The 12,388-nt window shown below is 67.1% G+C and carries 12 protein-coding genes; 1 reads left to right on the forward strand and 11 read right to left on the reverse strand.

The genetic code is table 11. From position 1 onward, the window contains the following. Nucleotides 1–17: 17 nt before the first annotated feature. From E8M01_RS25005 to E8M01_RS25030, 6 genes are all read right to left on the reverse strand, one after another. A complete protein-coding gene (locus E8M01_RS25005) occupies nucleotides 18–1,208 on the reverse strand; it encodes a M24 family metallopeptidase (protein WP_136962639.1) in 1,191 nt (396 codons plus the stop codon). 279 nt (nucleotides 1,209–1,487) lie between these two features. Then, entirely contained in the window at nucleotides 1,488–2,315 is an 828-nt protein-coding gene (locus tag E8M01_RS25010) for an ABC transporter permease (protein ID WP_136962640.1), read from the reverse strand. 151 nt (nucleotides 2,316–2,466) lie between these two features. Further along, nucleotides 2,467–3,504 (reverse strand): extracellular solute-binding protein, encoded by a 1,038-nt coding sequence (locus E8M01_RS25015; protein WP_170182064.1) that lies wholly within the window; start codon nucleotides 3,502–3,504, stop codon nucleotides 2,467–2,469. Between the two features lie 2 nt (nucleotides 3,505–3,506). Then, a complete protein-coding gene (locus tag E8M01_RS25020) occupies nucleotides 3,507–4,625 on the reverse strand; it encodes an ABC transporter ATP-binding protein (protein ID WP_136962641.1) in 1,119 nt (372 codons plus the stop codon). A 16-nt stretch (nucleotides 4,626–4,641) separates the two neighbouring features. Further along, a complete protein-coding gene (locus tag E8M01_RS25025) occupies nucleotides 4,642–5,538 on the reverse strand; it encodes an ABC transporter permease (protein ID WP_136962642.1) in 897 nt (298 codons plus the stop codon). 293 nt (nucleotides 5,539–5,831) lie between these two features. After that, nucleotides 5,832–6,764 (reverse strand): tripartite tricarboxylate transporter substrate binding protein, encoded by a 933-nt coding sequence (locus E8M01_RS25030; RefSeq protein WP_215908799.1) that lies wholly within the window; start codon nucleotides 6,762–6,764, stop codon nucleotides 5,832–5,834. A gap of 399 nt (nucleotides 6,765–7,163) precedes the next feature. On the opposite strand from E8M01_RS25030, the gene E8M01_RS25035 reads away from it, so the two are divergent. Next, the gene (locus tag E8M01_RS25035; protein ID WP_425467751.1) at nucleotides 7,164–8,303 is read left to right on the forward strand and encodes a threonine synthase; all 1,140 of its coding nucleotides are present in this window, start codon (nucleotides 7,164–7,166) and stop codon (nucleotides 8,301–8,303) included. A gap of 78 nt (nucleotides 8,304–8,381) precedes the next feature. Here the strand turns inward: E8M01_RS25035 and E8M01_RS25040 are convergent, their stop codons facing one another. The 5 genes from E8M01_RS25040 to E8M01_RS25060 form a co-directional block, all read right to left on the reverse strand. Beyond that, nucleotides 8,382–9,488: a helix-turn-helix transcriptional regulator gene (locus tag E8M01_RS25040; protein WP_136962644.1), complete on the reverse strand. Its 1,107-nt coding sequence runs from the start codon at nucleotides 9,486–9,488 to the stop codon at nucleotides 8,382–8,384. A 265-nt stretch (nucleotides 9,489–9,753) separates the two neighbouring features. Beyond that, a complete protein-coding gene (locus tag E8M01_RS25045) occupies nucleotides 9,754–10,185 on the reverse strand; it encodes an SRPBCC family protein (protein ID WP_136962645.1) in 432 nt (143 codons plus the stop codon). Next, nucleotides 10,185–10,526: an ArsR/SmtB family transcription factor gene (locus E8M01_RS25050; RefSeq protein ID WP_136962646.1), complete on the reverse strand. Its 342-nt coding sequence runs from the start codon at nucleotides 10,524–10,526 to the stop codon at nucleotides 10,185–10,187. The genes E8M01_RS25045 and E8M01_RS25050 overlap by 1 nt, the downstream gene beginning before the upstream one ends. Before the next feature lie 188 nt (nucleotides 10,527–10,714). Next, nucleotides 10,715–11,347 carry a 7-carboxy-7-deazaguanine synthase gene (gene queE, locus E8M01_RS25055; protein ID WP_136962647.1) on the reverse strand — a complete coding sequence of 211 codons (633 nt, stop codon included), beginning with the start codon at nucleotides 11,345–11,347 and terminating at the stop codon, nucleotides 10,715–10,717. A gap of 282 nt (nucleotides 11,348–11,629) precedes the next feature. Next, a complete protein-coding gene (locus E8M01_RS25060) occupies nucleotides 11,630–12,358 on the reverse strand; it encodes an outer membrane protein (RefSeq protein ID WP_136962648.1) in 729 nt (242 codons plus the stop codon). Nucleotides 12,359–12,388: the final 30 nt, after the last annotated feature.

Here is a 12,388-nt window from a genome sequence, read left to right on the forward strand (position 1 = left end):
TCGTCAGTACGACCCCCTCAATTGATCGTCTGGCGCGCGATGTCCTTCGGCGCCTTGGTGAGAATTTCGGGCGTCTTGCCGACCACCACCGTGTCGTCGTGGCGGAAGCCGCCGAGGCCCCATTCATAGATGCCGGGTTCGGCCGAATAGACCTCGTTGGCGATCAAGGGCCGCGTGTTGAAGGCCATGTCCTCGGGGAATTCATGGCCGAGCGTGCCCATGCCGTGGCCGGTGCGGTGCAGGATCAGTTCGGCGACACCCTCGCGCTCCAGAACCGCCTGGGCGGCCGCGTCGATGGCGCAGACCGGCTGGCCGGTGACGGCCGCTTCGCAGGCCGCCTCATTGGCCGCGCGTGAGGCCTCATAGAGCTTGATCTGGCGCTGGGACGGCTTGCCGCAGAACCAGGTGCGTTCGTTTTCGACCACCAGGCCGTTGACCCGCGGAATGACGATATTGACCAGGCCGTGGCCCTCCTCGATGCGCGCGCCGGACGAGCGGCCGTCGCCATGGGGAGCGCAGCTCGGCGGCCCGGACAGCGTCCAGCAGCGCAGGATTTCCAAGGCTTCGCCGGGAAAGCGCCTGGCCGATTCCTCGGCCATCAGCGCCGCCATCGACATGTCCAGCTCCTGCACCAGGCGGCCTGGGCGGATGTTCTCGCGATAGCGGTCCTGCACCCAGTCGGTCAGCGCGGCGATCTCGCGCATCAGCTGAATCTCTTCGGCATGCTTGACCCAGCGCAGCCGGCGGCATTCGGCGGTCGCCGCCTCGATCTTCAGGTGCGGCAGGAGGCTGGCCACTTTGCCGAAGGCGCCGCCACCGGCATCGACGCCGATGCGCGTACGGTCAAGGCCCGTTTCCTTCAGCTTGGCCGCGACGACCTCGGCCCACTGGCTGGCGAGCGGCAGGCGCGCGCCGATGCGCGGATGCTCGGCATAGAAGCTGGCATCGGTGACCCACAGGTGCTGGGCTTCCAGCGTGAAGCGCCAGTGATTGGTCGAGAGCTCGTTGAGAATGGCGAAGGGCTCGCCATTGCGCGGCACCACGCAGACGATCGGCCGTTCCCAGGGCTGCACGTCGGTGGCGAAATTGGTGACGAACTGGAAGAAGTCGCCCTGGGTGAAGGCGAGCGCGTCATAACCTTCGCGATCCATCATGTCGCGCATCAGGCCGTAGCGGTAATCGCGGACGGCGGTGCCGAGAAAAGCCATGGGAGAGCCTCAACGAGTTGGGATTAAGGGCCGTAGAAGGACGCAGCGGACGATGAAGGGCTCCGCCCTTCACCCCCCCGGCGGGGGGGGGCGGCCGAAGGCCGGGAGAGGGGAGCTGGTGCTCTCCGGGCAGGCACCATGCGCAGCAGGCGAAGTCCTGACCGAGAAGGGCAGTTCCCCCTCTCCCGACCGCCGAGGGGCGGTCGACCTCCCCCCGCCGGGGGGAGGTGAGGGCGGTGGTTCATAGGTCCTTGGGGCCACGTATCCTCTCCCCACGCTTCACCGTCTGTAGCGTCGGCCGAGCACGGTGCTGCCGACCGCGGTCAGCGTCAGCGTCACGATCAGCAGCAGGAAGGCGAGCGCCGCGCCGAACGGCCAGTTATTGCCCTTGACGAACTGGTCGTAGACCGCCGGCGCCATCATCTTGAACTGCGGCCCGCCGAGCAGCACCGGCGTCGCATAGGCATTCATGCAGAGGATGAAGACGAGCACCGAGCCGGCGGCGACGCCGGGCATGGCGAGCGGCAGCACCACCCGGCGGAACACGGTTACCGGCCGGGCGCCGAGATTGGCCGCCGCCTCTTCGGTCTGGCGCGGAATGCCTTCGATGACCGCCGCGAGCGTCAGGATCATGTAGGGCAGCACCACCGCCACGATGCCGACCACCACCGCGCCGGTCGTGTACATCATCTGGAACGACGACGAGATGATGCCGGTGCCCTTCAGCGTGGCATTGATCGCGCCGTCGGTGCCGAGCAGGGCGAGCCAGCCGGCCGAGCGGATGACATTGCCGACGAACAGCGGAAACAGCGTCAGGATGGTGACGACGCTCTTCCACCGGCTCTGCATGCGGGCGAGCGAATAGGCCGCGGGAAAGCCGATGATCAAGGCGATCAGCGTGCAGGCGAAGGCCATCAGAAGTGTCGAGCTGAGCACGTTCTGGTAGTACGGATCGCGAAACGCCTGGGCGTAATTGTCCAGCGTCAGCGCCTCCACCATCAGCTCGGTCGGGCTGAAGCGGTTGAGCGAGATGCGGAACAGAATGGCCATCGGCGCCGCCAGCAGCGCCAGGACCAGAAGACCCGCGGGCAGGATGAGAAGGGCCATCATGTCACCGGCGAATGGCGAATGGCTGATGGCGAATGGAGGCTGTTCGGCACATCGGTCGGTCGTCCCTGGTGGTTGGCTCTGCGGGCATCTCACGCGAGCCTCGAATGCGGGGCAGCCCCATTCGCTATTCGCTATTCGTCATTCGCTTTCAGCCTTTGAACTGCTTGTTCCAGAAATCCAGGATCTGGCTCTGGCTACGCGTGACATAGGCGAAGTCGGGCGTCAGCAGCCGGGCGCGTTCGGCGTCCGACAGCGCCAGCTGCTGGGCAAGTTCCGGCGGCAGCGTGGCGGTGGTGACCGTCGGCACATAGCCCATGCGGTCGGCGAAACCGGCCTGCGCCTTGGGATCCAGCATGGCATCGAGGTAGCGCCAGGCATTGTCCTTGTTGCGGGCGTTTTTCGGCACGCCCGCCTCGAACACGATGGTGGTCGCGCCTTCCGCCGGCACCACGTGCTTCAAGGGAATGCCGGCCTTCTGCCACATGAAGCCGCGCGCCATCCACATGACGGTGAGCCAGACCTCCTCGGCCTTCAGCGCCGCGGCCAGCGCCTCGTTGGACGGATAGAGCTTCACGTCGAGCGAGCGCCATTCCATCAGCTTCTTCTGGGCCGGCTCGTAGTTCGACACGCTGCCGCCGCCGGCCAGCGCCGCGGATTCGGTATTGGCGAGGTAGAGAATGTCCGAAAGCCCGACCCGGCCGCGCCATTTCGGATCGAACAGGTCGGCGTAGGACTTCGGCGGCACCGGCACCTTGTTCGGATTGTAGAGGATCACCCGGTAGGAATAGATGTGCGGGATGGCGTAGCTCTTGCGCAGCGCCGGGATGATCGCGCTCGCCCCCTTCACCTTGTCGAGCGGCACCTCGTCGAACACGCCCTGCTGGGCGATCAGGTACATGTCGCTGTCGGACAGGCAGGCGACGTCCATGGCGCCGCGCCGGCTTTGCCGTTCGGCGATCAGCTTGGTCTTGCGCGGGTCGGCATTGGCGAGGTCCTGCAGGATCTCGACGCCTTGCGGCTTCATCAGCGGGGTGTCGATCATCTGGCGCAGCAGCTCGCCATAATCGCCGCCCCAGGTGCCGATGATCGCCTGGTTGGCTTGGGCCTCGGCCAGGCCGGGCAGGCCGGCGGTATAGGCTGCGAGCGCACCGGCGCCCATCAATGTATCGCGACGGGTCAGGCTCATGATCAGGCTCCTTGGTGCAGATCTTGGCGGTGCAGATCTTGGTGGTGGATGTCGTCGGTCGGCGGCAGGATGCGGGCGGCGGCCTGGTCCCAGCTCACCGTCACCGGTTCGCCCGGGCGCAGGCCTTTCAAGGGGTCGTCGCCGGCCGGCGTCGCCTGGACGGCGAGCAGGCTGAGGCCGCCGAGGTCGAGGTGATATTCGGTCTGGGCGCCGAGATAGGTCACGGCGGAAAGGCGCGCCGGCACGCCGGACTGCTGGTCGGGCCGACTGCCGGCCTGGAGCAGGATCCGTTCGGGGCGGAGCGCTATCGTTCCGGCCGCCGTTTTCGCCGTATCGGTGGCGCAGGGGATGAGCACGCCGGAGCCGGCACGGAACTGGCCGTCGGCCTCGACCGCGCCCTCGATCAGGTTGCAGCGGCCGACGAAGCCGGCGACGAAGGCATCGGCCGGGCGTTCGTAGAGGTCTTCCGCCGTGCCGATCTGGCGCACCCGGCCGCGGTCCATCACGACGAGCCGGTCGGCCATGGTCAGCGCCTCCTCCTGGTCGTGGGTGACGATCAGGGTGGTCAGGCCGAGCCGCTGCTGCAGGTTGCGGATTTCGAGCCGCACCTCGCCACGCAGTTTGGCGTCGAGATTGGACAAGGGCTCGTCGAGCAGGAAGACGGCGGGGTTGATGACCAGCGCGCGGGCCAGCGCCACGCGCTGCTGCTGGCCGCCGGAAAGCTCGCGGGGCAGCCGCTGGCTCAGGTGATCGAGCCGCACCATGCGCAGCACCTCGGCAATGCGCGTGTCGCGTTCGGCCTGGCCGACCTTGCGCATTTCCAGGCCGAAGGAGATGTTTTCGGCCACCGTCATATGCGGGAACAGGGCATAGGACTGGAACACCATGCCGGTGTCGCGGGCATGCGGCGGCTTGGCCGTCACGTCCTCGCCGCCGATGATCACCCGGCCGGCGGTGGGTTTGATGAAACCCGCCACCATGCGCAGCGTCGTGGTCTTGCCGCAGCCCGACGGCCCGAGCAGCGCCACCAGCTCGCCCTCGGCCACATCGAGGTCGACGCCGGCGACGGCGAGCGCCTCGTTGTAGCGCTTGGAGAGCTGTTCGAGCCTGAGATTGCCCATCGTGCGTCCTTGAAACCTAGAGAACCCTGGACAGCTTCACGAACCGGTCGGTGATCAGCATGAGGGCGCCGATCAGCACGATCTGGACGGTCGCGACCGCTGCCAGTGTCGGATCCATGCGGAATTCCAGATAGTTGAGCATCGCCACCGGCAGCGTGGTCAGCCCCGGGCCGACCAGCAGCAAGGTGATCTCGAGATTCTCGAAACTGGCGATGAAGGAAAAGATCGAGGCCGCCACGATGCCCGGCCTGAGCATCGGCAAGGTGATGCGGGTGAACACCACGAAAGGGCTGGCGCCGAGATTGGCGGCGGCTTCTTCCGGCGCCCGGTCGAGGCCCTGCAGGCTGGCGGTGGCGAGCCGCACCGTCCAGGGAATGGTCAACAGCACATGGGCCGCGACCAGGCCGACAATGGTGGCGTTGACGTCGTGGTCGAGGGCGTTTTCGAGCTTCAGGTAGAACATGTAGAGCGCCGCGCCCGCCACCACGCCGGGCATGGCGAGCGGGCCGAGCAGCAGGCTGTTGATCGCCGGCTTGCCGGGCAGGCTGGAGCGCACCAGGGCGAGCGCGGCTGCCGTGCCGAGCGGCACGCCGATGATCGTCGCGGCGAGCGCCACCTTCAGGCTGGTCTCGAAGCCACGGGCGAATTCCCGTTTCGACCAGGCATTGACATACCATTGGAAGGTCAGCCCGCTCGGCGGGAAGGAGACGATCTCGTCAGCGAAGAACGAGGTGATCACCACCAGCACGACCGGCGCGAAAATCAGGGCGTAGGCCGCGATCACGGCGAGCCGGAAGGCGATGCGGCCGGCGCTGGCCAGGATCGGCGCCGAAGCGGCGGGCAGGGTGGCCGTGCCCGAAGCCGGGCCGGCCGTGGCTTCGGCAAGACGCAGGGGGTCGTCGGATGCCCTCATGAGGTGGCTCATCCTGCCTCGCGCGGGGGCGCACGAGGTCGTTTCAAATGTCGGGAAAATCCGCAGGGCCGGCAGCTGCCGTCACGGCTGATACATTCAGACTGACCTGCTTGTAAGTATGAGTCAAGCGGGGCCGGATGGGGCTGCGGGAGAAAATTTTTAAGGCGCGGACCGGGCGAATGGCGCGTGGCGAATGGCGAGTGGGGATGCGCACGAACCTTCTCCCTTGGACGGAGAGGGTTCGTTGGCGTCTTTCCATTCGAGGCCGGCATGAGGGCCACCCTGCGCCACCCTCAATCCGGCGTGATGCCGGCGGCGCTCACCACCCGGCCCCATTTCTCCACCTCCTGGCGGATATAGGCGGCGAAGCGCTCGGGTGGGCCGCCCTGGATCTCGATGCCGAGCGTGGTCAAGGCCATCCGCACGTCGGGGGCCTCGAGCGCGGCATTGATCTCGCGGTTCAGCCGCGCGACGATCTCGCGCGGCGTGCCGGCCGGCGCCAGGATGCCGCCCCAGGTATTGGCGTCGTAACCGGCAAGGCCGGTCTCGGCGAGCGTCGGGATGGCCGGCAGCGACGGCGAGCGGCTGGTGGTGGTCACCGCGAGCGCCCGGACGCCGCCCGACTGGACGTGCGGCAGGATGGCGGTGATCGTGTCGAAGATGATCTGGGTGCGGCCGACCAGGAGGTCGCTATGGGCGGCCGTGCTGCCGCGATAGGGCACGTGCAGCATGGTGGTTCCGGTCATCGACTTGAACAGCTCGGCCGCCATGTGCAGCGAACTGCCCTTGCCCGACGAGGCGAAGGTGGCGGTGGTCGGATTGGCCTTGATCCAGGCGATCAGCTCGGGAACCGTGGTGGCCGGCACCGAGGGGTGAATGGCCAGTACCAGCGGCACCACATGGGTGAACACGACAGGTTCGAAATCGGCGATCGGGTCATAAGGCAACTGCCGGAACAGATGCTTGTTGGTGGCGTGGCTGGAGGCGACGATGACCAGCGTATGGCCGTCGGGCGCGCTCTTGGCGACCACGTCGGTGCCCAGATTGTTGGAGGCGCCCGGCCGGTTCTCCACCACCACCGCCTGGCCCATGAAGATCTGCAGCTTGTCGGCGACACGCCGGGCGATGACGTCGATTGCGCCGCCGGGTGTTGCCGGCACGATGATGCGGATCATCTGCGACGGATAGGTCTGGGCCTGTGGTTGCGACGGCCAGATCAGGGCCATGCTCGCGAGCAAGGCGCCCAAGACAATGTGAGGTATTGGCATATGGCATTCCTCCCTGTTCGTTTTTATTGATCGGCCTCTGCTCTTGTTTTTGGGTGAGCAGTTCTTGGCCGATACTCTGGAGGGCAGGGCGACAAGTCAATGATTGCAGCCGCATGGCGCCATCGATAGCCGTGCGCAAAACCATGCCGTCGCCATGCTCAGCGGGCCGGCGCATTTTTTGGTGCGTCCCGGCACCGCGCAAGGCGCCGGCCCTCACGGCCAATGGCGAAATCGCATAACCTCGCGGCAATCCCCGAGGCCGAATCTCGGCTCCGGATATTGGCATCTGCGCTGCCCGGGCTTTCGCAGGGCCCGCGGCACGAGGGAGTTCCGAGCGTGAACGATCAAGGCAACGACCTGCCGGCGACATCAGCCTATCTCGACATGGACACGGCTGAGCACCTGCCGCTCGACCGGCCGGTCTGGCGTTCGGCCTCGGGCCGGCCCTTGATGATCACGCCGCTTGCCGGCATCCGGCGCGGCGATATCGACCGCTCCAACCGTTCGCTCTGGCGTTACGCCAAGAGCCTGCCGCTGCACGTCGCCGAACCGATCAGCCTGGGCGAGGGCTGCACGCCGCTGGTCGAGCGCAAGGTCGACGGCGCCGGCGTGTTCTGCAAGCTCGAATGGGTGATGCCGACGGGCAGTTTCAAGGACCGCGGTGCTTCGGTCATGCTCTCGGTGCTGCGCCAGCAGGGCATCGATGCCGTACTGGAGGACAGTTCCGGCAATGGCGGCGCGGCCATTGCCGGTTATGCCGCGGCCGGCGGCATGAAGGCCAAGATCCTGGTGCCGGCTTCGACGCAACCCGGCAAGACCGTGCAGATGCGCGCCTATGGCGCCGAGGTCGAACTCGTCGAGGGGCCACGCCAGGCAACCGCCGATGCGGCGGTGCGCCAGTCCGACACGATCTTTTACGCCAGCCACAACTGGCAGGCCTTTTTCCTGCAGGGCACCAAGACGCTCGCCTACGAACTCTGGGAGGACTTGGGCTTTCGCGCGCCGGACAATGTCATCATACCCCTGGGCGCGGGCAGCAATGTACTCGGCTGCGACATCGGTTTCGGCGAACTGAAGCGCTCCGGCGAGATCGACCGGCTGCCGCGATTGTTCGGTGTCCAGCCGGAGCGCTGCGCGCCGATCCATGCAAGCTTCGTCGCCGGCGTCGACATGCCGGTGCCGGTCGAGATCGGCCCGACCATTGCCGAAGGCACGGCGATCGCCCAGCCGGTGCGGCTGAAGGAAGTGATCGCGGCGCTTCGCCGCTCGGGCGGGCGGACGGTCACGGTCTCGGAAGCGGCGCTCGAGGCGGCGCTCTGGCAGTCGGCGCGGGAAGGGCTCTATGTCGAGCCGACCTCGGCCGGCACTTTTGCCGCCTACAGACAGTTGCTGGCGGCAGGCGTGATCGGCCGGGACCAGACGACCGTGCTGGTGCTCACCGGCTCGGGGCTCAAGGCGACGCAGCGGGTGGCCGGGCTGATGGGGGTCGAGATGTGAAACGGGCGAGTGGCGAATGGGGATGATGCCAAAGGCTTCGCGCAAACCCTATTCGCCACTCGCTATTCGCCATTCCCCCTACCGCCTCAGGCTTGCGGTCCCGGTCAGGAGCCGCACCAGGTCGGCCTGGCGATGGGTGCCGGTCTTGGCCATGACCGCCTTCAGCTGGCTGCGAATGGTCTCGCGGCCGAGGCCGTGGCGGGCGGCGAGGCTGTCCAGCGTGTCGCCGGCGGCGAGGCCCTTGGCGACGCGGGCTTCCGCCGCGGTCAGGTCGAACAGGCCCTGCAGCACGCCGGAATCGATCCGGTTGGCCTTGGCGACCGGTGCGCAGACGAGCAGCCAGCGGGTGGCCGAGAAAATGTCATGGGCGGCGCCGGCGATCGGCACCAGATGCACCACCATGGGCGTGGCCTCGGCGCTGGCCGGCACCGGGAAGGTGAGCCCGGCAACGCCCAGGCGGAGCGCTTCGAGCCCCTGATTGAACAGCTTGTCGGCTTCGCGGTCGGCGAATTTCAGGCGTTCGCGCCGGTCCAGCGCAACCTCGGGGATCAGCGCCTGGAACAGGTCGTTGGCGACCTTCAGCCGGCCCTCGACCGACAGCGCCGCGGCCGGCAGGCCGATCGCCGCCAGGGCCTGGACGGCGGCGCGGGCCTGTTCCAGCCGCAGCCGCGCGGCGAGAAAGGCGGCGCGCGCCAGATGTGGCCGCAACTGCGTCAGCCGGTCGAGATGGACCCGCTCGACCGGGCCCATGACATGGGGGCGGTGCACCGACACGGTGACATGGGTATCGGTCGGACCGGAAATGACCGTGCCGCCGCTCCAGGCCAGCCCGTTCGGCCGCATGAACTCCTGGTAAAAGGGCGACTCGTCGATCTCGCGCTGGTGGAACACGTCGAATTCGCCAATAAAATCCGGCAGGCTGCGGGCGATGGCGCGATCGGACAGCGGATTGCGCGCGCCCCAGCCGTCGCGCACATAGATGTCCATGGCCTCGACGATCGTCGGGTTGCCGATCCAGTTGGCGACCTCGGTGCCGTCGGTCGAGATCAGCACCGCGGCGCGGCAATCGGCATGTGCGGCCAGTGCGTCCAGCACGCCGGGCCAGAACTCGGGCACGGCGGCCGCCTCATAGATCCGGTCGATCAGGTCGCCGTCGTCACGCGGCGTCGCGTCCTGTCTCTGCATGGCGGGCCCTCGAGGCACGGGCACGGCGCGCGGCCGATTCCACCAAGGGGTGACACAGCCATGACGGCCTGTCGTCTCATTCCGCGCAATTCACAGAAAAATTTGCGAGAAAGGGTGCGGCGAATGGCGAGTAGCGAACGGGCGAATGGCGAATGGGGCATGCGCGAAGCGGGCGATAGACCGACCACACGAAGGCAGAGCATCGATCACGCGGCGTTTCGCATCATGCCCCATTCGCCACTCGCTATTCGCCACTTGCTATTCGCTACTCGCCAAACAGCCTTTCCATCCGGTCGAGCGCCTCGCCCCAGCCGCCCTGGTGCCGGTCGCGCGCGGCCTCGTCGAAGAACTGTTCGTGGGTGAGGGTGAGCAAGGTGCCGGTGCCGTCGGGCGAGAGCTTGACCGTGACCAGCGATTCCCGCTCGGGCGTCGAGCGCCAGGCCCAGGAAAAGACCAGCTTTTCCGGATAGGCGACCTCGCGATAGACGCCGCCGACCTGGTGCTCCTCGCCATCGGGCGTGTGGCTGATCACCAGGAAGCGACCGCCGACCCGGGCGTCGAGTTCGGCCGCCGAGGTGACCGTGTCCTTCGGGCCCCACCAGCGCATCAGCAGGGCCGGCTCGGTGAAGGCGCTCCACACTTTGGCCGGCGGCGCTTTCAGGTGGCGGCGCAATGTCAGGCTCGGCTTGTCCGGCATCATTGGTCCTCGGGTGGCTGGTCGAGCAGCGCTTCGAGCCGGTCGAGGCCTTCGGACCAGAAGCGCTCGTAACGGGCAAGCCAGGCCATGGCTTCCTCCATCGGACCGGGCGTCAGCCGGCAGGCGACCGTGCGGCCGGTCTTTTCCCGCGCGATCAGGCCGGCATCGGAAAGCACGTCGAGATGTTTCATGATCGCCGGCAGCGAGACCGGAAACGGCCGGGCGAGCTCGCTCACCGACAGGCTGGCGGTCTCGTCGAGGCGGGCGAGCAAGGCCCGGCGTGTCGGGTCGGCCAGCGCCGAAAAGGTGCGGTCGAGGGTCGCGTCGTGTAACTTAACCATAGAGTTAAGTTTAAGGGCGGAGCGGGGGAAGTGTCAAGACAGCGAGTGGCTGATGGCGAATGGCGAATGGGGCATGATGCGGCGAGTGCGGCGCGCAAACCCTCTCCCGCCGGGAGAGTGTTGGTTTCGTTGAGCTCTTATCGTTGATCACCGCGCTCGCGGCATCATGCCCTATTCGCCGCTCGCCCCTAACGAATTCCAATCCGCTTATGGGTTTGCACGCTCAGGCGCCATTGCGGGTGCGCCAGGCAATAGGCGACGGCGAGCGCGGTATTGTCTTGCTGCTGCGGTCCGTCCATCGGCTGCAGGCAGAAATGGTCGAAGCTGAGATCGGCGAACTGCTCCGGCATGGCCGCGGGCTGCGGATAGACCAACTTCAGTTCGTGGCCGTGGCGTTGCTTCAATTCGGTGCCGGCCTTCGGGCTGACGCAGATCCAGTCGAGCCCCTCGGGCGCGGCGATCGTGCCATTGGTCTCGACCGCGATGCTGAAACGTTCAGCATGCAAAGCACCGATCAGCGCGGCGTCGACCTGCAGCAGGGGCTCGCCGCCGGTCAGCACGCAGAAGCGCCGGTCGGGCGCGCCGGTCCATTCCGCGGCAATTGCCCGGGCCAGCGCCTGCGCCGTGGCATAGCGGCCGCCCTTGGTGCCGTCGAGCCCGACAAAATCGGTGTCGCAGAACCGGCACTGGGCGCTCGCCCGGTCTGCCTCGCGGCCGGACCACAGGTTGCAGCCGGCGAAACGGCAGAACACCGCCGCGCGGCCGGCCTGCGCGCCCTCGCCCTGCAGGGTGAGGAAGATCTCCTTCACCGCATAACTCATGCCGGCATGTCCGAGGCGAAAAGGGGCATGGGCGAACGAACCTGGCTCTCAGGATACCCAAGGAACGGATTGTGATGGGTTTTGGCCGCGCCCGGGCGCGCCGCCGGCCTTCTAGCAGCAAGGCCACGGCCGCGCGACCGGAAAATGCCGCTCTCAAGGGCGAGGGCCGATCAGCCCGGGCTTCGGCATCATCCCCATTCGCCATTCGCTACTCGCCACTCGCCCCAAAACGCAAACGGGCCGCCCGAAGGCGGCCCGTCCGTGACGATCCCTGGCGGGAGATCAGTAGCGGCCGAACATGCCGCCGCCGCCGGTGTTGAACAGATAGTTCACGCCGAGCTTGACGGTGTGGATGTTCTGGCTGACCCGATCGCCCGCAACGAAGACGTTCGAGCGATCGCCGAAGCCGTAATAGAGATATTCGAGCTTGGCAGTCCAGTTCGGGGTGAAGGCATATTCGACGCCGCCACCGAGAGTGTAGCCGACGCGGGTGGAGTTGCTCGAGACATTGAGCGCCGGGACGGCGACGGACGAATACCGGTCATTGAAGGTCGCGACGCCGAGACCGCCGGTAGCGTAGATCAAGACGCGGTCGAAGGCGTAGCCGGCGCGCAGGCGCAGCGAGCCGAGGAACGGCGTCGACGAGCGACGCGCGTCACCGGCGTAGATGCCGGCCGGATCGGCGAAGACCGTCTTGCTGTTGCTGGCGGCCGACAGGTCACCCTCGACACCGAGGACGAACTGATTGATCTGCCAGTTGTAGCCGGCCTGGACGCCGCCGAACACGCCGCTGGTGCTCAGGCCGCTGCTGAAGGCCACGAGCGACGGGTCGGTGTAGTTCGAGCGGGCGCCAGCCCAGCCGACATGGGCGCCGACATAGAAGCCGGTCCAGGTGAAGACAGGCGCGATGATCGCGGAGGGCACTTCGACGCGGCGCGGGCCGAGGTCGGCGGCCTGCGCGCCCGATGCCAGGGCGGCCAGAGCGGTGCCTGCGAGGAGAAGCTTCTTCATGGGTCGTTCCCTTCTGTCACTCGAACGGGC

The sequence above is a fragment of the Phreatobacter stygius genome (genome assembly GCF_005144885.1).
Taxonomy (GTDB): domain Bacteria; phylum Pseudomonadota; class Alphaproteobacteria; order Rhizobiales; family Phreatobacteraceae; genus Phreatobacter; species Phreatobacter stygius.